The sequence below is a fragment of the Pseudomonas paraversuta genome, assembly GCF_904063065.1.
GTDB lineage: Bacteria > Pseudomonadota > Gammaproteobacteria > Pseudomonadales > Pseudomonadaceae > Aquipseudomonas > Aquipseudomonas paraversuta.
The window spans coordinates 499753-521895 of record NZ_CAJFCL010000004.1; the positions used below are offsets into that span (position 1 = coordinate 499753).

20 protein-coding genes, 1 tRNA gene, 2 rRNA genes and 1 pseudogene are annotated in these 22143 nt (G+C 56.8%); 6 read left to right on the forward strand and 18 right to left on the reverse strand.

Translation table 11 applies throughout. The annotated features are described in order from the left end of the window. Positions 1 to 32: 32 nt before the first annotated feature. The 3 genes from JQ845_RS11155 to gabD form a co-directional block, all read right to left on the reverse strand. The gene (locus JQ845_RS11155) at positions 33 to 1259 is read right to left on the reverse strand and encodes an HDOD domain-containing protein (protein WP_203008991.1); all 1227 of its coding nucleotides are present in this window, start codon (positions 1257 to 1259) and stop codon (positions 33 to 35) included. Positions 1260 to 1395: 136 nt separating this feature from the next. Beyond that, positions 1396 to 2679, reverse strand: coding sequence for a 4-aminobutyrate--2-oxoglutarate transaminase (gene gabT, locus JQ845_RS11160; protein WP_003438216.1), 1284 nt, complete (start codon positions 2677 to 2679; stop codon positions 1396 to 1398). Positions 2680 to 2854: 175 nt separating this feature from the next. Further along, positions 2855 to 4297: an NADP-dependent succinate-semialdehyde dehydrogenase gene (gene gabD, locus JQ845_RS11165; RefSeq protein ID WP_003438213.1), complete on the reverse strand. Its 1443-nt coding sequence runs from the start codon at positions 4295 to 4297 to the stop codon at positions 2855 to 2857. A gap of 348 nt (positions 4298 to 4645) precedes the next feature. On the opposite strand from gabD, the gene JQ845_RS11170 reads away from it, so the two are divergent. Beyond that, positions 4646 to 4722: transfer RNA gene (locus JQ845_RS11170), tRNA-Arg, on the forward strand. A 257-nt stretch (positions 4723 to 4979) separates the two neighbouring features. Here JQ845_RS11170 and JQ845_RS11175 read toward each other — a convergent pair. Beyond that, complete coding sequence (locus JQ845_RS11175; protein WP_158525128.1) at positions 4980 to 5138, reverse strand: hypothetical protein; 159 nt, start codon at positions 5136 to 5138, stop codon at positions 4980 to 4982. A gap of 359 nt (positions 5139 to 5497) precedes the next feature. Continuing rightward, complete coding sequence (locus JQ845_RS11180) at positions 5498 to 6367, reverse strand: LysR family transcriptional regulator (RefSeq protein WP_161719990.1); 870 nt, start codon at positions 6365 to 6367, stop codon at positions 5498 to 5500. A 97-nt stretch (positions 6368 to 6464) separates the two neighbouring features. Here JQ845_RS11180 and JQ845_RS11185 point away from each other — a divergent pair, with 97 nt between their 5' ends. The 4 genes from JQ845_RS11185 (at position 6465) to JQ845_RS11200 (ending at position 9155) form a co-directional block, all read left to right on the forward strand. Then, positions 6465 to 6755 carry a hypothetical protein gene (locus JQ845_RS11185; RefSeq protein ID WP_203008992.1) on the forward strand — a complete coding sequence of 97 codons (291 nt, stop codon included), beginning with the start codon at positions 6465 to 6467 and terminating at the stop codon, positions 6753 to 6755. Between the two features lie 333 nt (positions 6756 to 7088). Beyond that, the gene (locus tag JQ845_RS11190; RefSeq protein ID WP_203008993.1) at positions 7089 to 7856 is read left to right on the forward strand and encodes a sulfite exporter TauE/SafE family protein; all 768 of its coding nucleotides are present in this window, start codon (positions 7089 to 7091) and stop codon (positions 7854 to 7856) included. Between the two features lie 264 nt (positions 7857 to 8120). After that, positions 8121 to 8720: a GDP-mannose pyrophosphatase NudK gene (nudK, locus tag JQ845_RS11195; RefSeq protein WP_003438202.1), complete on the forward strand. Its 600-nt coding sequence runs from the start codon at positions 8121 to 8123 to the stop codon at positions 8718 to 8720. Between the two features lie 24 nt (positions 8721 to 8744). Next, positions 8745 to 9155 carry a VOC family protein gene (locus JQ845_RS11200; RefSeq protein ID WP_003438199.1) on the forward strand — a complete coding sequence of 137 codons (411 nt, stop codon included), beginning with the start codon at positions 8745 to 8747 and terminating at the stop codon, positions 9153 to 9155. Positions 9156 to 9229: 74 nt separating this feature from the next. Here JQ845_RS11200 and JQ845_RS11205 read toward each other — a convergent pair whose 3' ends face one another. The 9 genes from JQ845_RS11205 to JQ845_RS11245 form a co-directional block, all read right to left on the reverse strand. Continuing rightward, complete coding sequence (locus tag JQ845_RS11205) at positions 9230 to 10714, reverse strand: YdgA family protein (protein WP_203008994.1); 1485 nt, start codon at positions 10712 to 10714, stop codon at positions 9230 to 9232. Positions 10715 to 10852: 138 nt separating this feature from the next. Beyond that, on the reverse strand, positions 10853 to 11488 hold the full coding sequence (locus tag JQ845_RS11210) for a hypothetical protein (protein WP_003438193.1): 636 nt from the start codon (positions 11486 to 11488) through the stop codon (positions 10853 to 10855). 107 nt (positions 11489 to 11595) lie between these two features. Beyond that, positions 11596 to 13041, reverse strand: coding sequence for an efflux transporter outer membrane subunit (locus JQ845_RS11215; protein ID WP_003438190.1), 1446 nt, complete (start codon positions 13039 to 13041; stop codon positions 11596 to 11598). Then, positions 13038 to 13940 (reverse strand): efflux RND transporter periplasmic adaptor subunit, encoded by a 903-nt coding sequence (locus JQ845_RS11220; RefSeq protein ID WP_127195652.1) that lies wholly within the window; start codon positions 13938 to 13940, stop codon positions 13038 to 13040. Before JQ845_RS11220 ends, JQ845_RS11215 begins: the two co-directional genes overlap by 4 nt. Next, positions 13937 to 14146 (reverse strand): DUF1656 domain-containing protein, encoded by a 210-nt coding sequence (locus JQ845_RS11225; RefSeq protein ID WP_003438187.1) that lies wholly within the window; start codon positions 14144 to 14146, stop codon positions 13937 to 13939. The genes JQ845_RS11220 and JQ845_RS11225 overlap by 4 nt, the downstream gene beginning before the upstream one ends. Then, complete coding sequence (locus tag JQ845_RS11230; protein WP_003438184.1) at positions 14143 to 16233, reverse strand: FUSC family protein; 2091 nt, start codon at positions 16231 to 16233, stop codon at positions 14143 to 14145. The genes JQ845_RS11225 and JQ845_RS11230 overlap by 4 nt, the downstream gene beginning before the upstream one ends. Next, a complete protein-coding gene (locus JQ845_RS11235) occupies positions 16230 to 16661 on the reverse strand; it encodes a MarR family winged helix-turn-helix transcriptional regulator (protein ID WP_003438183.1) in 432 nt (143 codons plus the stop codon). Before JQ845_RS11235 ends, JQ845_RS11230 begins: the two co-directional genes overlap by 4 nt. A 100-nt stretch (positions 16662 to 16761) precedes the next feature. Then, complete coding sequence (locus JQ845_RS11240) at positions 16762 to 17019, reverse strand: DUF2789 domain-containing protein (protein WP_003438182.1); 258 nt, start codon at positions 17017 to 17019, stop codon at positions 16762 to 16764. Then, positions 17000 to 18613: a glycosyltransferase family 39 protein gene (locus tag JQ845_RS11245; protein ID WP_160626429.1), complete on the reverse strand. Its 1614-nt coding sequence runs from the start codon at positions 18611 to 18613 to the stop codon at positions 17000 to 17002. The genes JQ845_RS11240 and JQ845_RS11245 overlap by 20 nt, the downstream gene beginning before the upstream one ends. 236 nt (positions 18614 to 18849) lie before the next feature. Here JQ845_RS11245 and JQ845_RS11250 point away from each other — a divergent pair, with 236 nt between their 5' ends. Further along, entirely contained in the window at positions 18850 to 19548 is a 699-nt protein-coding gene (locus JQ845_RS11250; protein WP_203008995.1) for a GntR family transcriptional regulator, read from the forward strand. Between the two features lie 74 nt (positions 19549 to 19622). On the opposite strand, the gene JQ845_RS23275 is transcribed toward JQ845_RS11250, so the two are convergent. The 4 genes and pseudogenes from JQ845_RS23275 to rrf (JQ845_RS11265) form a co-directional block, all read right to left on the reverse strand. After that, positions 19623 to 20408, reverse strand: coding sequence for a methyl-accepting chemotaxis protein (locus JQ845_RS23275; RefSeq protein ID WP_369826399.1), 786 nt, complete (start codon positions 20406 to 20408; stop codon positions 19623 to 19625). A 69-nt stretch (positions 20409 to 20477) separates the two neighbouring features. After that, a pseudogene (locus tag JQ845_RS23280) lies at positions 20478 to 21503 on the reverse strand (HAMP domain-containing protein); the annotation flags it as partial. Between the two features lie 304 nt (positions 21504 to 21807). Further along, positions 21808 to 21923, reverse strand: a 5S ribosomal RNA gene (gene rrf, locus JQ845_RS11260). Between the two features lie 105 nt (positions 21924 to 22028). After that, a 5S ribosomal RNA gene (gene rrf / locus JQ845_RS11265) occupies positions 22029 to 22143 on the reverse strand.

Below are 22143 nucleotides of genomic sequence, written 5' to 3' on the forward strand. Positions count from 1 at the left end.
TGGGTTGCAGCTCCCACAAGGGGTTCGATAACTCAGACGCAGCCCTCTGGCGCCTGGATCAGCCGCAACAACTCTGGCGTGCCGACTCTCAGCAAACGTGCCGTTTTGCAGTTGGCCAGTTCACTGATCTCCTCTTCAGTCGTCAATTTCACCATCTGGCCCACAAGGTTCATTACCAGCGCCTCACGGGAATAGACCCCTCCGCCCAAGTGATAAATCGCCGCAATCAACTCTCGCAGTTCCAGCGGCAAGCGCCAGCGTGTGCGCAAGGCCGAGCCATAGGCTGCTCCGAATTCGGCCAGTGACTCGTCAATGACCCTGGTGTCGAGCGCACCACCGGCCAGCTGCCACTCCTGCAAGCAGCGCAACACCGCCAGGTCACCCAGGCGGTGCAGCAGCCCCGCGCAATAGCAGCGTTGATGATCAAGATTGAGCATCCGCGCCAGCGCGTAAGCATATCCGGCCGCACGCCGCGACACGGCCCACTGCTGTTCGGCGTAGTCCGAAAGACAAGGATCACTCAGTTGCCCACGCTGCTTGAGGGTCAGCCCCAGCACCAGATTCATGCTTCGACCCGGACCCAGGCTCTGCAGCGCTTGTGACAGCGTCTGCGCCGGGCTCACAGGGTGCCGGGCCGCACTGTTGGCCGCGGCAATCAAGACGGCACTGATTTGCGGATCGGTCCGCACTTGTTGCTCAAGCAACGCGAGATCCGGTCCGACGGGGCCGATACTGTGTCTGACTGCCGCCTCTGCATCAATCATTAGCGGCGCACCATCGGATGTTGCACGGTGCTGCGCCAAAAAGCGTATCAGGGTCATGCCGGGCGCCAACCCCGGCACCCCACACAAGACTTCTTGCCCGGCACTCAGCAACAGACCTTGCAAGCGCCGGGTCAGCCCACCGATATCCAGCGGTTTCGTCAGGTAGGCCGTGGGGGCCAATGGCAAGACCTCACGCACACTGGCAATGTCGCTGCGATCGCTGAGCAAAATAAACGCCCGCACTGGACTGCTCCGGCGCTGGCGTACCGTGCGCAGCAAGTCCAGACCGCCCATTGCGGGCAGGTCTGCGTCGGCGATCACCAGGTCATAGGTTTTCTGGCTCAACAGGGTGAAGGCCTGCCGACCTTCTTCACACACATCCAGCTGCACATCACAGCGCACACTCAGTACTACGTGTTTGAGCAAATCCCGGGTCCACGGATCAGACTCGGCAATCAGTACGCTCGGTACTGCCATTGAATCTACAACTGTCATGCATTTAGCTCCCGGCGTAAGGCCTGCACCTTAGTCAAAGGCAGCCGGTGGATACACCCGAATGAATCGCTCAAAGCAAAAAAAACCGCCGAAGCGGTTTTTTTTGTCTATCGAGTCACAACTTGCGAGTCAGGACTCAAGCCAGTTCAGCGAAGCACTCTTCGATGATGGCCAGGCCTTTGTCCAGCTGCTCGTCCGGCGAGGTCAGCGGCACCAGCACCCGCAGCACGTTGCCGTAAGGGCCGCACGACAGCAGGATCAGACCCTTGTCACGTGCCTTGGCAACGATTTGAGCCACGGCGGCTGCGTTTGGCTTATGCGAATCACCGCCTTCGAACAACTCGACGGCGATCATTGCGCCCAGCGCACGGACATCACCGATGACCGGGTGCTTCGCCTGAATGGCCTTCAGGCCGGTGACCAGACGCTCGCCAACTGCCTTGCAACGGTCCAGCAGGTGCTCTTCTTCAAACACTTCGAGCACTGCCAGCGCAGCCGCGCAAGCAATCGGGCTACCGGCGTAGGTGCCGCCCAGGCCGCCTGGAGCGATGGCGTCCATGTACTCGGTCTTGCCGCATACACCGGCCAGCGGGAAGCCGCCAGCGATGGATTTGGCGAATGTGGTCAGGTCGGCAGTAACGCCCATTTGTTCCATGGCGAAGAAAGTGCCGGTGCGGCCAGCACCGGTTTGCACTTCGTCCGCGATCAGCAGGATGCCGTGCTTGTCGCACAGTTCGCGCAGGCGGGCCATGAACGCTTTCGGAGCCACGTAGAAACCACCTTCGCCCTGTACCGGCTCGATGATGATTGCAGCGATATCTTTAGGCTCAGCGTCATTTTTGAAGATGCGTTCGATGCTGGCGATGGAATCGTCAACGCTGATGCCGTGCAGTTCACACGGGTAAAGGGCACGGAAGATACCGCCTGGCATCAGGCCCATGCCGGCCGAGTAAGGCACGACTTTACCGGTCAGGCCCAGGGTCATCATGGTGCGGCCGTGGTAAGCACCGGTAAAGGCGATCACACCGGCACGGCCAGTGGCAGCACGGGCAATTTTCACGGCGTTCTCGACCGCTTCGGAACCGGTGGTGACCAGCAGGGTTTTCTTGTCGAAATTGCCCGGCACCTTGGCGTTGATTTTTTCGCACAGCTCAACGTACGGCTCGTAAGCCAGTACCTGGAAGCAGGTGTGGGTCAGCTTGGTCAGTTGCTCTTGCACGGCGGCAATGATTTTCGGGTGCAGGTGACCGGTGTTGAGTACTGCGATACCGCCGGCGAAGTCGATGAACTCACGGCCTTCTACGTCAGTAACCGTGGCGTTCTTTGCCGACTCGGCGAAGATCGGGTGAATCTGGCCAACACCGCGCGGGACAGCGGCTTCACGGCGTTTCATCAGGGATGCGTTGGTCTTGTTGCTCATAGTGTCCTCATTCGCCGCGAATCAAACGGCGTGGTTCAAGGCTGACGCGCCAGGGAGACAGCAATGCCAGCATGCGATGATCGACTGGCATGGGGCTCCCGGCCACAGAAATTAACGATTTGAAACACAGAGGGGGCAGCGCTCTCGTGCCCCTCCTGCTGAACCACCCGCCGGGTTAGATGCCCAGGCAGAGATATTTGATTTCCAGATAGTCTTCGATGCCGTACTTGGAACCTTCACGGCCCAGGCCCGAGGCCTTGATGCCGCCGAACGGTGCGACTTCGTTGGAAATCAGCCCCGTGTTGACGCCAACCATGCCGTATTCCAGGGCTTCAGCCACACGGAACACACGGCTCAGGTCACGGGCATAGAAGTACGACGCCAGACCGAATTCGGTGTCGTTGGCCATCGCGATCACTTCGGCTTCGTCTTTGAAGCGGAACAGTGGCGCCAGCGGACCGAAGGTTTCTTCCTTGGCCACGGCTGCGTTTTTCGGCACGTTGATCAGAATGGTCGGCTCGAAGAAGCTGCCTTCCAGGCTGTTACCACCGCTCAACAGAGTGGCGCCTTTGCTCAGGGCATCGGCAATGTGCTCTTTGACCTTGGCTACGGCCTTGTCGTCGATCAGGGGGCCTGTGGTGGTGCCTTCGTCCAGACCGTTACCGATCTTCAGCTTGGCCACCGCCACTTTCAGTTTTTCGGCGAACGCGTCGTACACCGAGTCCTGAATGTACAGACGGTTGGCACAGACGCAGGTCTGGCCGTTGTTGCGGTACTTGGAAATGATCGCGCCTTCGACGGCCTTATCCAGATCCGCGTCGTCGAACACGATAAACGGCGCGTTGCCGCCCAGTTCCAGCGAAACTTTTTTGATGTCCTTGGCGCATTCAGCCATCAGTTGACGACCGATTTCGGTCGAACCGGTGAAGGACAACTTGCGCACGATCGGGTTGCTGGTCAGCTCGCCGCCGATGTCGCCAGCGCTGCCGGTAACTACGCTCAGCACGCCTTTGGGGATGCCGGCACGATGCGCCAGCTCAACCAGGGCCAGGGCCGAGAACGGGGTTTGCGAAGCAGGCTTGATGACCATGGTGCAGCCAGCGGCCAAAGCCGGGCCTGCTTTACGGGTGATCATCGCGGCCGGGAAGTTCCAGGGCGTGATTGCAGCCGTCACACCGATAGGCTGCTTGATCACGATCAGGCGCTTGTCCGGCTGGTGACCCGGGATCACGTCGCCATAAATGCGCTTGGCTTCTTCAGCGAACCACTCGATGAACGAGGCAGCGTAGACAATTTCGCCCTTGGCTTCGGCCAGTGGCTTGCCTTGCTCCAGAGTCATCAGGCGACCGAGGTCATCCTGATTTTCAATCAACAGTTCAAACCAGCGACGCAATTTGGTTGCACGCTCTTTGGCGGTCAGTGCGCGCCAGGCCGGCAAGGCCTTGTCGGCAGCTTCAATCGCGCGACGGGTTTCGGCTGCGCCCATTTTTGGCACGGTACCGATGATTTCACCGGTAGCCGGGTTGTTGACCTTGATCGTCTGACCACCGTCCGCATCCACCCAAGCACCATCGATGTAGGCTTGTTGGCGGAACAACTGTGCGTCTTTGAGCTGCATGTTGGCTTTCCTTAACAGCACCGCGCAGGCGCGGAGCGAATTATTGATAGTAGAAAGGCGCCATGGAAGGCTGCCGTCAGGAAGTCATTCACTGCCAAAGTATCTAAATAACGCACTAAATTTTAGCCGTGCGGTTCAGCACTCAGACAAGAGCGTTTGAAATCTCAAACGAATCCTAGGATCAATGGGGGTAAAGGACAATAGGCTGTTCGAAAAAAAGAACAAGCGGCTGTCTATTACCCATTTTTCCCCCGGCATCCATTAATAGCCCAAAACGCGTCCGGAAACACCTGACGAATCAGCAGCATGGACGGACGCCACACAGATGAGTATTATGGCGCCCGCATTGCACCAGTAGCTCAGCTGGATAGAGTACTGCCCTCCGAAGGCAGTGGTCGTGGGTTCGAATCCCGCCTGGTGCACCATCTTCTTTCCCTTGTATTACAAGGGATAGCGCTACTGACAAAAACCTGTCCTGGTCCTGAAAGTCGTTTTAGCCAAAAATTTTCCACACTTGAACGTGGCGGGAATGGTCGAAATGGCAACCATCAGGAATCGCGGCGAGTATCAGTGGTAAGCGCAGATCCGTCGCAAGGGCTATCCAGCCCAACGCAAAACCTTCGAAACCAAATCCGACGACGCTCAAGCCTGGGCACGAATGATCGAAAGCCACCTTTCTGATTCAACTCTCGAATGTGCGCGTGCGAAAAACCGAGAACGAATAGAGCGGCAACATCGTCACGATGTCAGCGCTCGATTTGCCGAGCGCATCGTGTCTTTGGCCTGCTTCAGTTGAACTGATATCTACTTGCCATGTATCCCCAGCGGCTATGTCGGTCATAGGCCTGCTCCGGATAGGTGAGTAATGGCTCCATCAGCCCATTGGGTGTCGAACACTGCATGAAGCCGCGCCTGCGTGCTGATCACCTCCGCCGGTCTCAGCGCTTGGCTGAACGCGTGGATAACCAGATCATTGGTTAACAGCTCCAATTGATGATAGGTGGGAGCCAGAAAAAACCACCACAACCAGCAAAAGCGCGCCGACCGGCAAACACCCCGCCGCCCATGCCACTCGAAATAGCCCCCATACCAGTCTTATGCCGCCTCCTGAATCAGTGAGTGGAGGCAAAATAACTGAAAATCAGATATAGCTTGATCAGCCGCACCTTGCCCGGATACGGCTATGAACAAGGCTACTTATCACAGGTGTTTAAATTCTTCTTTCAGCAACTCGGAAAACTTATCTTTTGCACGATGAAATTCAACGTTTTTGTTCGATATGAAATAATTTTGCACAGGCAATAAATCTTCAAACATATATTCACTTATACTTCCGAACCGCCCGAACTGCTCAAACAAACCTTTCGGAACTAACGACACGCCTGCGCCGGAACTTACGCACCCCAGGATTGTGCCATAACTGGCTATGCTTGTTATGGGGATTGATACTTCATGCCTCTCCAGCCAACTTACCAACGCCTTCCTGTAAGGGCATCCTTCAGGCCACATGAATATATCAGTGCCACTCAAGTCCTGCGGCTCATTTATCCGCCCCGCAGCCGGAGAGGCGATCAAGACCAACTCCTCCTTGTAAATCTCAATGATTTCAAGATCCGGGTGCTCAGGCCTGACAGCGATGATTGCTCCATCCAGTTCATGGCTGACCACATCGTTTGATAATTGCGACCAATCCCCCGTACTAAACTGCATTTGTACAGAAGGATAGAGCTGATGGAACTTTGATAAAAGCTTGGGCAACCTGCCTGTGGCGGATGACTCTATAGCGCCAATTTTCAAGTTTCCCGACGGCGCTGCGGCGGGATCGAGGGCTCTTTTTGATTCCTCACTCAAAGACAGGATCTTGTTAACGTAGCCAAGAAACAACCGCCCGGAAGGGCTGATTACAAGCCCCCGGCCTTTCCTTATAAATAACGAGACCCCGAGTTCTCTTTCTAAATGCTTGATTCTGTTTGTGATGTTTGACGGAACACAGTGCAACAGTTCAGAGGCGCGGATAATGCTTCCTTGATCGGCCACTGCTTTGAACATCGCTAACTGAGACAACTCCATGTCATTGCTCACTTAAAGTGAATGATGGAATAACTATAAGTCACTTGTTGCAAGCATTCAACTCGTTTAATTTGTAGATGACGGTATGTACGGTTACATGACCGCAGCGTTTGGTGCCACGGCCTGGGTTGAAGACAAATATAAAATACGCGAATGTAACGAATTTTCAGAGTTTCTGTACAACACCGGCGTAGCAAAACATAAGGCAGCTTTGAGTTCAGCCGAGCATAAATACTCAATCATGGAGGCGATGATGGTTTCTATCGCTTCAGAGATTTGGAATACTCGAGAGTACAACTTCATTGCCCAATACATAGAGGACAAGCTACTCACCCTCGATCCTTCTCTGAAAACGAACACTCAGAGTTTGCGTAACGCTAGAGGATAGGTCATGGGACATTCTGGTGAGGTGGAAAACAAGCATGGCTTGCATGCTTTAGCTGCAGCACAAGCATATGCTCGAACGGCCGATATAACTTTCAAGTTGGGTCGACTGAAAGGAACTATGCTCAATTACAATGAAAGAGCAGGAAACGCTTTTGCGGCTATGCACCAAGCCCTGACCTCATAGAGCCAGTTTCTATAGCCAGAGGGATATACCGATTATCTTTCTTCAAACGAGCCATAGGCTAATCGGTATATCTCGAAAAATGCAGAGCTCAAACCAAGAGAAATGTCATGGTTTATTGTTGGAAATTTAAGTTGCACAAGGATCCATTATATGGATCTTGAACAAACTTTGATCGCGCTAGGTTTTTTTGCCTTTTGCGGCGGCTTGATAGATGCTGCAGTCGGTGGTGGCGGGCTTGTACAACTGCCGGCACTTTTACATGCCCTCCCTCAGCAAAGTCTAGCTACTGTTTTCGGAACTAACAAACTGGCTGTTTTGGCGGGCAATTTATCTTCCATATTCAGCTATGTAAAGCGAATAAAAATCATGTGGAAGTTAATGCTTCCCACCATGCTTTCCGCATTTCTATTTGCCTTTCTTGGTGCCTTCTCAGTATCTATCGTGCCAAAAAAACTAATGGAGTTTGTTGTTTTTTTCATTCTGATAGCCATGGCCATTTATACTTTCACGGAAAAAAAATTAGGCTTGGTGGCTTCTAATAAACATTGCGGATCAAAGGAGATTATCTCAGGGTTTTTTTTTGGTGGTCTCATTGGTTTCTATGATGGTGTCTTTGGACCTGGCAGCGGTAGTCTTCTGCTTTTTATATTTGTAAAATTTTTTGGCTTCGATTTTTTAAACGCATCGGCCTCTGCAAAACTGGTTAATCTGGGTACGTTTAGCGCAGCGCTTATGTTTTTTGTTCCGTCTGGCAACGTCTTATGGACTATCGGCGGTGTAGTTGCTCTGTGCAATATGGCAGGTTCTCTCACCGGTGTTTTCTTGGCACTCCGTTACGGAAGCGGCTTTATCAGGATATTTTTCCTGATTCTGCTTATATTTTTGATAGGCAGAATGGGCTTGTCTCTATTTTCGTAGGGGATAAGCTCAAGCTTTAATCCCTGCGGCCAGCCACTCGCTTCGACTGATCACCGGCTGGGGGTATGACTCGGATCGATCCTCCGGACACATGCAACCCGACAAAGCCCGCCCTGTGCGGGCTTTGTCGTTTCTGCCTGCCGTCTCTTCTCATGCTGTGGCTGCCCCGGACATTGCCGGCAGGACGGTTCAGTCCTATCGTTCCCCGGTCCTGCTGAAGCTGCACGCCAGCAGCCTCAATCGCACAAAACAAGGAGCGAAACCATGAAGCAAGCCCTGGCCACCAAGGACCGTGTGCGAATCCAGCAAGTTGAAGTGCTGTCGGACAACTGGTACGTGCTGCGCAAGACCACCTTCGACTTCCAGGGACGGGACGGGATCTGGCGAAAGATGTCCCGGGAGACCTATGACCGTGGTAACGGTGCGACGATCCTGCTGTACAGCCCGCTGAAAAAAACCGTGGTGCTGACCCGCCAGTTCCGCTTCCCCGCCTTCGTCAACGAACATGACGGCATGCTGATCGAAACCTGCGCCGGACTGCTGGACCAGGATGATCCACACACCTGTATCCGTAAGGAAACCCAGGAGGAAACCGGTTATCGCATTGAAAATGTACGCAAGGTGTTTGAAGCGTTCATGAGCCCCGGTTCGGTTACCGAGCGCCTGCATTTTTTTGTCGGGGAATACTCTGACCAAGACAAGGTCAGCGAGGGTGGAGGCCTTGAAGCCGAGGGCGAGGAGATCGAAGTTCTGGAGTTGCCTCTGGACGACGCACTGGCAATGATCGACACGGGAGAAATCAAGGACGGCAAGACCATCATGCTCTTGCAATACGCGAAGCTGCACGGACTTGTGGATTGCTGAGTTTTTCACTTCGGGAGATTGCTTATGTATAGCCATATCCAGATCGGCGCGCGGGATGTACCGGCGCTGGCAGTCTTTTACGACGGGGTGCTGGCCACTCTGGGCCTGGTGCGCATTGTTCATGATGATGAAGACCGCGGGCCTGCGGGTGCGGGCTGGCAGCGCCCCGGACTTTACTGGCCGCAGTTTTACATTCAGTCGCCGATCAATGGTTTGCCCGCGACCTGGGGCAATGGTGTGCAGGTGAGTTTTGCCGCGCACTCGATCGAGCAGGTGCAAGCGGCCTGGGATACGGCCTTGCGCCTCGGCGGCACGGATGAGGGTGCTCCGGGCAACCGGCCACAATATGGCGACGATTATTACGGCGCCTATTGCCGTGACCCCGAAGGCAACAAGCTGTGCTTTGTGTTTGCCAGGTCGATGGCCATTGCGTAGGAGCGAGCTTGCTCGCGATCTTTCAGCCAATGGAAAAGATCGCGGGCAAGCCTGCTCCTGCAGATCAGCGGGGTTTACAGGTGGTCGGGGCCACTGCCAAAGCGGGTCATCATCACGTTGATGAAGTCTTCAAGGCTCATTTTTTGACCATTGAAATCCACTTCCCCAGCGGCATAGTTGAGGGATGCCAGGATGTTGTTGCCATCCACTTTTGCCAGGCCCGTTTGCACGGCCATGACACCCGCCATTTCGCTGTTGGCGCTGGCCATTTTCGCGATGGTTTGCGGGTCGGTCTGGCCGGCCAGTTGTGCCTGAACGGCGGACAGGTCGGCAATCATGGGTTTGGACAATTGCAGCTTGGCGTCCAGGGAGGTCAGCGTTTGCTTGGTGACTTCGATAGGCGGCTGCTCGAACGAAGTCGGCTGAGCCAGGCTCACGGCAAGGTTGAACTGACTTTCGCCATTGGTGGTTTTAAGGGTGAGTTTTTCCAGCGCCAGCTGTGGTTTGGCCGCCAGCAGTTTTTCGACCTCGGCTTGCATCTGCGCTTGCTCTGCCGGGGTCAACTGCGCCATAGGCATTGTGCCGTCGGCTTGAGGCTCGAATTTGGTTTGGTAGATCTGCAACAGCGATTGCATGGCCGGAATGTCCAGGCTGCTGGCCGTCATGACCATTTGCGCGCTGCCCACCGGTTTGTCGTCCAGGGTGATGTCGCCCACGTTGTACGACAGACGCCCTGACATCAGGCTGCCGTTGGCAGAAGCCGAGCCGGCATATTCGAAGTTTTTGATCTTGGCCACCGACTGGCGCTCGCCAAAGGTCAACTGGCCCTCACTCAGCTCCAGCACGTTCTGCCCCAGGTAGAAGCCATAGCTGCTTTTGGTCAGGTCGCTGGCCAGGGTCAGACCATTGAGCTCGACGCGAACTGGCGGTTGCCCGGGCGTGGCGGCCTGAAGCACCAGATGGTCCATGTAGCCTTTGGCCTTGAGGTTTATGCCCTCGGCATCTGTCTGGCCATCCATGGTCAACCCGGAGAAGCTGATGCTGGAGTTCTCGTCAACTTGGGCTTCAAACGGCAGCAGCTCCATGCTCCCGTCAACCGAGCGGTTGTAGCCCAGGGTAACCTGGCCTTTGAGCGGAGACTGGTCCTTGGCGGCGGCGAACCATTTTTCGGTGTACGGGGTTTTTTGCAGCGAATAGTTGCTGGTCGCCATCACTGGCATCCACTTGAACGTCTTGATCCGCGACCATGGCAACGGACCATGTTCGATATTGTCCACAAACAGCAGTTCTACCGGTTGGGCGTCCGGGCCTGCGGCGGCGTCCTGCAGATTCACACGGTAGTGCGCAGTGCTGCTGTACAGGTGGCGGTCAAGGGAAACCAGTTCGATAGTGCCGTGGGTGGTGGTGCCTTGCAGCTGGGACGCCAGTTCCTTGTTGGCTTCCTGGATCGAGGTCTTGAGTACATCCTCAAGCTTGGTGCCGGTGTACCACGCGCCTGCGGTGTTCAGGGCACCTGCAATAACAACAATCCCTACCAGTACGCCTAATGGTTTATTCATTAATTGACCCGTTCAATGTCCGTTGTGTTGAAAGATATGCGGTCTTCAGCAAGCCCGTCATAGGCCGAAAAGTGCAAGCAGGTTAACACTGGCAACGGGCTGGACGCTGTTTTTCGGCACCGTCCGATATGGCGCAGATCACGCGTAGCGCAGCTCCATTTCGTCGAGTTGATGATCGAAGCTCTTGAGGCTGGCGCTCCAGGTATACACCAGCACTTCCAGCTCGTGGTCGACCGAGGTTTCGCCGACAGCGTTGAGTGATATGCCTGAGTAATCCAGTTGATAGCGTTCCCGGGCCATGGCTGAGGCTACATCTGAAAGCGCATGGGCGTGGTCGAGCCATTCACGATCCTCAGGCGCCAAGGCCCTGTCGAGTTTCAGACATTGGGATTTCAGGGCCTCGAGGCTTTTTTCCAGCGGGGTGCCGGTGAGTTCACCCATGAATTCCTGGAAGGTGCGGCCCGGCTGCCAGTAGCTGCCCCAGAAATAGCGGTCGAATACGGTTTCAACCCGGCGCAGCGCGACTTTGGTGTCCCAGATCATGACCCGCGTCTGGCCCTTGTCTATTTGCCGCTGCTGGATTTGCCTGGTTTGCACCGACGCCCAGGCCACAACGACGATGGCCAGCACGGCGATCAGGGCACTGGCACTGTCGAGGAAGACCATCGCCTTGTCGATCTGGTGCGCCAGCATGATGCCGTAGAAGTAAGTCGCAGAGAGCAGCACCAGGGCTGCGACTGCGCACCAGAAACCGGGAGCATATGGATTTTTCATTATTAGTATCCCCATCAAGCACTGCTTGCGCGATGGGGAGGACTTGAGACCCGCGTATGCCCTGAACCATCGTTCCGATACCGACCCTTCAAAGCATAGCAACCCTGTCAGGGTTTAGCGTGCTCCGGGGCTTTCGCCTGTGCATTTTCCCAGCCGCCACCGAGGGCCAGAAACAAGTCGATCTGGCTCATGGCAACCTGGGTGTTGGCGGTGGCCAGTTGCGCTTTCACGTCGGTGTAAGTGCGGGTGGCTTGCAGGTCTGCAAGAAACGATTCACGCCCGGCGAGGAAGAACTGGTGCGTTTGCTCGGCAGCCGTTTTAGCCGAATCGCCTGCCAGGGCCAGGGCATCCCGACGCTGGAGCAAGGCGGTGTATTGCACGAGACTGGTCTGGGTCTCACGAATGGCGTTAAGCACCACGCCGTCAAACCTGGCCAGCGCGCCCTGGGTCACCGCCTCGGCTTCACGAATACGGGCCCGCGAACCGTTGGTCGGGATGGTCCAGCTCAGCAATGGGCCAAAGCCCCAGCGGTTGGTCGGTGCCGTGCCGAGGTTTTCCAGCAGGCCCACGGTACCCACGGTCGCGCCGATACTGATGTCGGGATACAGCGAACCGGTGGCTACACCGATCTCGGCCGTGGCGCTAGCCAGATGACGTTCGGCCTGACGTACGTCTGGCCGACGCTTGAGCAGCGCTGCGCCGTCGCCCACGGGCAGCAGTTGGGCGATGTGTGGTAGCTCTGCGCAATCGGCAACGCCGGCGGGCAGTTGGTCGAGGGGTTTGGCAATGAGCATCGACAGGCGAAACAACCCTGCCTGACGCAGCGCCTGGTAGCGCGGGAGTTCGGCGCGTAATGATCTGAATTGAGTTTCGGAACGCGTTACCTGGGTTTCGTCGCCCCGGCCCGCATCGCGCAGACGCTGTGTCAGCTGAGTACTCTGCGATTGCAACTGCAGCGACTCTTCGGCGATATGCCGTTCTTCATTGGCCGCGCAAACTTGCGTATAGGCGCGCACCACGTCGGCTACCACTGTGATACGTGCGGTATCGGCTGCCGCCTGGGTTGCGTCGGCATTGGCCTGCGCCGCTTCGATACCGCGTTGCAACGTGCCCCACAGGTCGAACTGATACGAGGTGCTGAGGCCAAGGTCACCGACGTTGGCTACCGGGACCTTGTCCGTCAGCAGGAAGGCTTCACCGGACTCCTGAAGACGCTGGGCGCCCGCCTTCGCCGAACCGCTCCAGCCACCCGCAGACTGCGCCTGTTCAACTTGAGCCCGCGCCCGCGACAGGTTGGCCGCCGCCACGCGCAGATCCGTATTGGAAGCCATGGCCTGGCGCACCAGCTCGTCAAGTCTCGGGTCCTGATACAGTTTCCACCAGTCGGCCGGTACAGGCGCCGACACCACGTTCGCGCCCTCACCCGCCAGCTCGCCCTGCAAATCAGGACGCTGCATGGCCGAGTCCTTGGGCAGGTGGTAATCCGGCCCCAGCATCTGGCAGCCGGACAGCAGCAAGCCCAGCCCCAGGGCTGCCAGGTGGACCGCTTTCATTGCGCAGCCTCCTGCGCCGGTTTGTCTTTGACCTTGTCCGCGACGATCGAAACGGTCGCGGTACGCCCGGCGATCATGCGGAAATCGGCTGGCACATCATCAAACACGATGCGTACCGGAATCCGCTGCGCCAGCCGCACCCAGCTGAATGCCGGGTTGACGTTGGGCAGCAGGTTCTGGCCGCTGGTGCGGTCGCGGTCTTCAATACCGGCCACGATGCTTTCGACATGGCCACGCAAGCGTGCATTGTCGCCGATCACGCGGATCTCGACGCTCTGACCGACATGGATGCCGTCCAGTTTGGTTTCTTCAAAATAGCCGTCGATATGGAACGAGCTGCTGTCGACAATCGACAGCACGGGCTTGCCGGCCGTGACGAACTCATTGACCCGGGGAGCGCGGTCGTTGACGTAGCCATCAACCGGGCTGCGCACGACGGTGCGATCCAGATTGAGCTGCGCGCTGTCCACGGCGACTTCGGCTTCAGTCAGGGCTGACTGCGCACGCAGTTCCCGGGACTGGCTTTCTTCAAGCAGCTCGCGGGCTACCAGATTGCCCAGCCCGCGGTTGCGTTTGCTTTCGCGCTGGGCCTGGGCCAGCGTCTCCTTGCGATCGGCAACCACTGCCTGGGCCTGGCGCAAGGCCAGACGGAAACGCTCCTGATCGATGATGAACAGCACCTGATCACGGGTGACGGGCTGGTTGTCACGCACATCCACCTGCTTGATCAGGCCCGACACATCGGGGGCAATCTGCACCACGTCGGCGCGAATGTGGCCATCGCGCGTCCAGGGGGCAAACATGTAATACATGGTCATGCGCCAGACCACGACGCAGGCGAACGCCACCACCAACAAGGTGAGAACGACACGGCCCAAGGTCAATAGAGGTTTTTTCATGTCATTAGATATCGACTAAACGAATCCACAACGCCGAGTAGCAAAGCGTAGAGACCGACGTTGAATAAAGCCCGGTGCCAGACCAGGCGGTAAAAGTGCATACGCGTCAGGAGCGCGTGAACCAGCAAAAACAATATGTAAGTGATGCCCATCAGCACCAGGAGCGTGGGCAGAAACACCCCGCTGATATCTACGTCACCGATCATAGCGGCGCTCCGTCAATGCCATGGGCATGGGACTGTGGCAGGTCGTGCTCATCAACGATGAACTCCACACCCGGTAATAGGGCCAGGCGCAAACCGCTCAAGGCATGGAGCAAGTGCACCCGGGCCTCGCCCTCGTCCTGCATTTCGCGGGCGTTAAGCGCACGGCGGGTACGGTCCAGGGTCATTTGCAGACCATTGGGCATTGGCAGGCGTTCACCGGCCTTGAGGCAAGCGCTGAAGTACTCCCCCACCTCGCTGACTACCTGGCCCAGCAGGCGTTGCCGCTCGCCGGTGACCCGGGGTGAGTAGGCCAGCAAATCCAGGAGGTTGAGCGCCACTCGCAAGTCACGCAGGGCGCTGCCTGTGTCCTGGCCGGTCATCGCCAGACGCGGCAGGTGCTGCATCAGCCGATCAAGCATTTGCGCGCCCATGTGCCGGTGCTCGGCCAGGGTTGCGGGCCGGGTCAGCGTGACGATATCGCGCCAGCTGAAACGCGTCAGGCGTTTAGCCGCCAGTTCGGCGCCAAAGGGGCGGGCGATAAGGGTCCAGACGAAAGCAAAGAGCAGGCCGATGGGGCCGGCCAGGTTGGCGTTGATGAACACCATGAAGTCTGCGTCGTAGGCCCCCTGAATGCTGATGAATGAGGCCGTGTTGACGATGGTCAGCAAGGTCCCCAGGTAAAAGCGCGGCTGTACCGTCAGCGTACCGACACAGATAAAGGGCACGGCGAACGCCAGGACCAGCATCGGGAAATCGTGCAGGTTGGGCAGGATCACAAACAGGTACAGGCTGGCGAACAGTACCGACAGCGAGGTCCAGAAAAAGAACCGGTAGATCTGCGGCGCCGGGTCGTCCATCGCGGCAAAAAAACTGCAGGCCACGGCCGCCAGAATCACCGCGCTGGCGCCGTCCGTCCAGCCGAGCAAGATCCACAACACCGAGGCGACAACAATTGCCGTCACCGTGGAAAATGCGGAGTAAAGCATCAGGCCCCGATCCAGAAACGGTGTCAGCCGGCCCAGGCGCCAATGCCGGTAAACCGCGCGCCAGATATCCTGACTGCCCGTTGCAATCGCCTGTTGCAGGCTACGGCAGTCTTGCCACAAATCAATCCACTCGCCCAGCCGGTAGAGCGCATTGGAGAACACCAGCTGGCGTCGCTCATCCAGCGCTTCGGCACTGGGCTGCAAGAGTTCCAGTTCATGGCGCAGAGCCTTCCAGGCCTCGACAGGGGCGCCTTCGCGAGTGCTTTCGAGCCAGTCCCGGCTTTTCGCCAGCAAAGGCGCTATTTTGTCCACCAGCTCGGGGGTACGCCGCTCCAGGGCATACAGCGCGTCATCCAGCGCGTCGACCACCGGCAGCAGGTTGATCATGCGCCCGCGCAGTTCTTTGGTGTTGCGCACGGTCTGCGGCAACGCACCTTCGTGGGGCAATTGACCGATCATCAACTCCAGGCTGTTGAAGGTTGCCACCATAGATGAGCGCAGGCCGCTGGCTTTACTCGGCTCTACGTCGCGGGCCAGAAAATGCTTGCTGTAGCTGGCGGCGTCGCCAAACCACTTGGCGGCGGAATCAACAAACACCGGGGCCAGCCGCCGGGGCCAGAACATGCTGCCCACCACGGCCGCACAGACAATCCCGAGGAGGATTTCTTCGGTGCGCGAGACAGCGATGTCGAATACGTTGAGCGGGTTGTCCACGATCGGCAAGGCGATCATGGGCATGGTGTAGCCCGCGAGCATGAAGATGTAACTGTTGGCCGTGCGCAGGTGCAGCGACAGGAACAACAGGATGCCGGTCCAGAGCGCGACCACCAGCACCAGCAAAAACGGGGTTTGTACAAACATGGGTACAAAAAATACCGCCGCCGAAGCACCCAGTAGCGTGCCCAGGGCGCGGTACACGGCCTTGGAACTGGTGGGGCCGACGAAGGGGCTGGAGACGATGTAGACCGTGGCCATTGCCCAATAGGGTCGGGGCATTTCCATCCACAGGGCGATGTACAGCGCGATCATCGAGGCGGCAAAGGTGCGCACGCCATAGAACCAATCGCGGGCGGGCGGCATGCTGCTGAAAAAACCGTTCAAGAAGCGGCTCCATCAGGCAATTGACCGGCAGCTTCGAAGGCCTTGATGACGCGTAATGCGGCTTCCTGATCTGCCACTGAGACCCCCGCCAGCGCTGTACGCCTGAGTTGTACAAGCTGCGCTTCAATCGACTGCACCAGGGAGCGCCCGGTGTCAGTCAGGCTGAGGGTTTTGGCCCGGCGATCGCTGGCGTCTTCATGACGCAGCACGTAACCGGCCTTGCACATCTGATCGAGCAAGCGCACCAGCGACGGGCTTTCCATACCGGCGGCCTGGGCCACGGTGACCTGGCGTGCGCCTTCTCCCAGACGGCCGATAATCAGCAACGGCATGGCGCAGGCTTCGGAAATTCCGTAATTGACCAGCGTGTTCTGGCAGACGCGACGCCAGTGGCGAGTCGCAACCACCATACCGGTGCTGATGCTCATCTGGAGTTGATCAAGAGTGTCAGGCAAGGGGTATCACATAAAGTTAGTTTGCTAACTATTAATATTGCGCGGGCAAATGATCTCAGTCAAGTGTTACCAGTTAATTCTGCTTACCGGTGACCGGTTTTGTGCGCAGCATCAGATTCAATTGATCAACAACCTCTGCCCAGTCGGCGTCTTCATTTATTTCATCGCGCAGGAAAGCCGCCTGAGCCGGCGTCCAGAAAAACGCCTCGTGCAACTTCAGATCCGGCTTGAGTGGCGAGTGCGAAGAGACAAATTTCTCAATGTCTGCTGGCTCGTTGGGCAGACCCAGCTGCTTGAACAATGAGGGAAGACTATGGGTGGGTGCTTGCATCAGAAAGACTCCGGTAAGGCGGGACGCATTCGGCGCCCGCGCAGGTCAAATATAGTCGAGCCTGCGTGTCATCGACGGTTAAGTCCTGAGCTTTGTGCCAACCCGGTGGAATCGGTGCAAAGTCGTCCGGTTGCACCTTGCTGCTGATTAACCAGATACGCCCTGTACCCGCAGGCAAGTCCACCAGGCGATCAACGTAGATTTTCGCGCCATTGGCGTTCACCAGCGTACCAAAACCGTAATTGTTCGGACGCCCCGATGAGCCATCCTCCAGCGGCGGTGTGTAGAGCATGGGCACAGACCCGGTCTTGTTGTAATAGACGTAGCTGAAGTACCAGAACAGGTCACTGACCACGATTCGGTCACCCGGCAAAAACTGCTGATTCACATGCTCAACCAGACGATCGAAATGATCGGCATCGCTGGTGAAGTTGCTGCGCAAACCCACCATCTCGGTACCGGCAAACAGCGTCAGCAATACGATGGCCAGCGCGCGCCGGTGGTTGAGCAGGCGATCCACCGCTATCGCAACAATCAGCGGCAGGCCCAGGGCAGCAAACATCACGTAGCGCTCGATGAACAGCGGTGAGGCAAAAGAGATGGCGTAAATGGCCAGGATCGGCAGCAGGGTGTAGATCACGATCAGCCTGGTGAATCTATGGGGTGTTGCATCCCTCACCGCCATCCATACCGCCCCGACAAGCAGGGCAAGCGGTGCCAGCCAGAACAATGGCCAGGCAAGGCTGTCGCCTTCGTCCTGAATCAACAACTGCCAGGTCATGGCCGGTAGCGAGCGGGCATCAACCCCGGGCTCCCAGCCCACATCGCCCCCGGTCTTGAGTTCACCCATGTGTTGCAGCAGGTCTACCAGCCCCGGAAGCCAGGGCATGAACAACAACATGATGCAGGCGTTGGCGACCCACCAGGCAGGGCGTTTGATCAGTCCGCCGGTACTGCGACCACTCAGCAGCAGGTACAACCAGTGGGCAATCACACAGAAGGCGGTGAAGTAATGGGTGTAAAACCCGGCAGCCATCAGCACGCTGTAGATAACCAGATAGCGGTTGTTGTCGGGCGCTTTAACCCAGTAAACCAGGGCAATCGTTGCCGCGATCAGCCATAACCCCATCAGTGAGTACATCCGCACTTCCTGGCTATAGCGCACGGCGGTCGGCAACAACGCCAGAAGCAGGCCGGCCAGCAACGCAGCCCTGCGGGTCGCAATCAGCCGGACCAGCCACATCCCCAGCAGTACTGTGGCGACCCCGGGCAAAACACTGAGGGCGCGAATCGAAACCAGACTGTCGCCGAACAGCGCCATCCAGCCGTGCAACAGCATGAAGTACAACGGTGGATGAACATCGTGTGCGGCGTGGAACCAGATGCCCGCGAGCGAGTAGTCGCTCAGCATCAGACTTGAGCCTTCATCACACCAAATGGCAGAGGCGGTAGCCCCATAGAAACGCATCGCGCAGGCCAGTAACAAAATGGCCCATACCCATGGCTGACGAAGCAATCCGGCCAGTAGGTTGTGAGGCGATTCAAGGACGCGAAGCATTTTTTCGTCCACACCATTACTACTGAGTACGCCCATCCTTCACCTGCAGCTGCGCATTGACGCTGCACTCGGGCAGCTTGATCTCCGGCGATTGTAGGGCAAGGGGCAGCTGTGTGGTGGGGCCGGATACAAGAAAAGAAGGTGGCAAGATGAAATCACTCGCGCGCAGTCGCGCTAAACTAACTGTTACAAGGTTTGACAAGGATCAGGTCAGTACCTAGCTTTTAATTGGATCCAAATTAACGTACTGAACTGCCGTAGGTAGTGCCAACGTGGCTGTCAAAAATAACCCTTTAAGCAGTATCGAAGTAGCCGGCCCCATACCTGCCCATTTGGCCCGGTCGGTGATTGAAGCGTCCTTGCGCAACGCCATTCTTGATGGCCGGTTGCCCTGTGGCACCGCTATTCGGCAACAGGCCCTGGCGACTTTGTTTGGTGTCAGTCGCATGCCGGTTCGCGAAGCACTGCGTCAGCTTGAAGCCCAGGGTTTACTGCAAACCGTGCAGCACAAAGGGGCAGTGGTCGCGCCTTTGATCGAGGACGACGCGCTGGAAACCTATGAACTCCGCTTGCTGCTCGAGACACAAGCCCTGCGCCTGTCACTGCCGTTGTTGAGTGCGGAAGATTTTGAAGTGGCTGCCGGTTATATCGAGGCTCTCGAAGTGGAAACCGACTGGAGCAGGATGGGCACTCTCAATCGGCAATTTCATCAGGCGCTTTACTGCAAGGCACCGAACAAAAAACTGCTGGCGCTGATTGATGAAGGGCTGATTGAAGAAGAGCGCTTTCTGCGCTTTAACCTTGAGCAGATGAATTTGGGCAAGCTGTCTCAGGACGATCACCGCGCCTTGCTGCGTCATGCCCGCGCCCGGGATATCGAGGCGTGTATCAAAGAGCTGGAGCTTCATCTACACCGCGGGGTAAAAGCCATTACCCACTATATCGACAAGCAAAAAACAAAACAGCCCTGACGTTCAAAACGCCAGGGCTGTGGATATGTCTTTGATCAGCGCGCAGAAACCAGGGCTCCCCGCGCGCCTGCACCTCAGATTTTAAAGCTGTCGACCAGCTGTTTGAGGCGGCTGGCCTGCTGCGAAAGCGCATCGCAGTCTTTAAGGGTTTCGTTGAGGTTGACCACACCCTGCTGGTTCAGCAGATTGATCTGGTTGATGTCCACATTAAGGGATTCGACCACGGCGGTCTGTTCTTCAGTTGCCGCGGCAACTGACTGGTTCATGCCGTCAATTTCTTCGATACGCTGGGTCACGCTGATCAAACGCGCGCCGGCCTGGTTGGCCACCTCAACACTGTCCTCGCTGGATACCTGGCTGGCATTCATGGTGCTGACCGCTTCGCGGGAACCCACTTGCAGCGAGGTGATCATTTTATGAATCTCCTCTGCCGACTCCTGAGTGCGGTGAGCAAGGTTGCGTACTTCATCCGCCACCACGGCAAACCCGCGGCCCGCTTCGCCCGCACGCGCGGCCTCAATGGCTGCGTTAAGGGCCAGCAAGTTGGTTTGCTGGGAGATCCCTTTGATCACATCCAGAATGTGCCCAATGTTGTCGGTGCTGGCATTCAGGGTTTCGATTTGGGCACACGACAGGCTGATCTTCCGGGAAAGTTCAGTCATGGCCTGAATCGTCTGCTCAACGACTTTGCGCCCATCATCTGCCTGTTCACTGGCGCCGCTGGCATGCTGCGAAGCATCTGCGGCGTTGCGCGCGATTTCCTGGGTGGCTGCGCCCAGTTCGTTGATGGCTGCGGCAACGCTGTTGGTGCGCGCGCTTTGTTCATCGGAGCCAATGATTGACGCGTTTGACGATGCCATTACGCGCTGGGACAAATCATGGACCTGACGGGTCGCGGAGGACACTTCGGAGATCGACGCGTGAATACGCTCCACGAACTGGTTGAATGAACTGGCCAACTCGCCAAATTCATCCTTGTTTTCAATCACCAGACGCCGTGTCAGATCGCCTTCACCCTGGGCGATATCCTGCATGGCACGTCCCATGGTGGTCAGCGGCCGCATCAGGACCCGGATCAACAGGCTCAGAAGCAGAGCAATCACTGCCACCGCAATAAACATTGCGATCAACGCAGAGGTGCGGAACTTAGACAGAGGGGCGTAAGCTTTTTGTTTGTCCAACGACTGGCCGATGTACCAGTCTGCAGAGGGCAAGCCTGTGACCGGGGTAAAGGAGATGATTCGCTCCTGGCCATTGAGTTGCACCTCTTGAACGCCCTTCTCGATCTTCAGGTTGCTGGACGGGTATATATCCTTCAGGTTTTTCATGACCTGGTCTTTGTCCGGGCTGACGATGACCTGGCCATCACCGCTCACCAGAAATGCGTAGCCCAAACCGCCGGAATCCACCGAGTTAATAATTTTAACCAGACTGTCCAGGCTCAGATCGCCTCCCACTACACCCAGCAGTTGACCGTCTTTCTTGACGGGCATGGCAATGGTCACGATCAAACCGCCAACAGCTGCCATATAAGGCGGTGTGAGCATGGTCTTGCCGGCGCTTACAGCCTGTTTGTACCAAGGGCGCTCACGGGGGTCATAGCCCTCTGGCATTTTGGCGTCAGGTCGCTGTGTGAACACGCCATTAGCTTGACCAACGTACGTGAATTGGAAGTTCGAGGTGAACGCAGGCTGGTCGACCAACCCTGGCAAATCAGCCTGGCTGCCCTGGTGAGCAACGCTTTGTGCAAGGCTCTCCAGCACCAGGATACGACCGCTCAACCAATTCTGGACGCTACTGGCTGTCAGGTTGCCAGCCTGCTCCACCGACGACTCGATATTTTGGTTGATCGTATTTCGCTGCAGATAGTCGTTGTACAAAGTGAACAACGCAAACGCCAGAACCACGACGCCTGAAGCGGCCAGAAGAATTTTATGGCTGAACTTGAGATTCATTGCATGGACTTCTTATGCCGAAAGGTGGGATGCGTGCGGGTACAAAATTCCGTGTAGCACTTGAGACAGCCAGCGGGGATAGCTGTACTGAATGCACGCATTGCTCATAAGGCTGTCGGCACCGACTGCGGAAAACTTAGCTGTATTTTTAAAACCCGACGGGAGTACGACCTGGCTTGTCGTTACCTGGATTTTGAGGGAGGACGCAGGGGTAGTCTGAAGACAGGAGGCGGCGCCAGAAATTTTCCCGACGCAAAAACAAAACCCCTGTCTGCGTTGAGCAGACAGGGGTTTCGGAATTCAATCTTGACGATGACCTACTCTCACATGGGGAAACCCCACACTACCATCGGCGATGCATCGTTTCACTTCTGAGTTCGGGATGGGATCAGGTGGTTCCAATGCTCTATGGTCGTCAAGAAATTCTGTAGCAGATCCGTTATCAAAACGTGCCTGCGAAAACTTGGGACTTCTATAAAAACAAAATCCCCGTCTGCGTGAGCAGACAGGGATTTTGGAATTTAATCTTGACGATGACCTACTCTCACATGGGGAAACCCCACACTACCATCGGCGATGCATCGTTTCACTTCTGAGTTCGGGATGGGATCAGGTGGTTCCAATGCTCTATGGTCGTCAA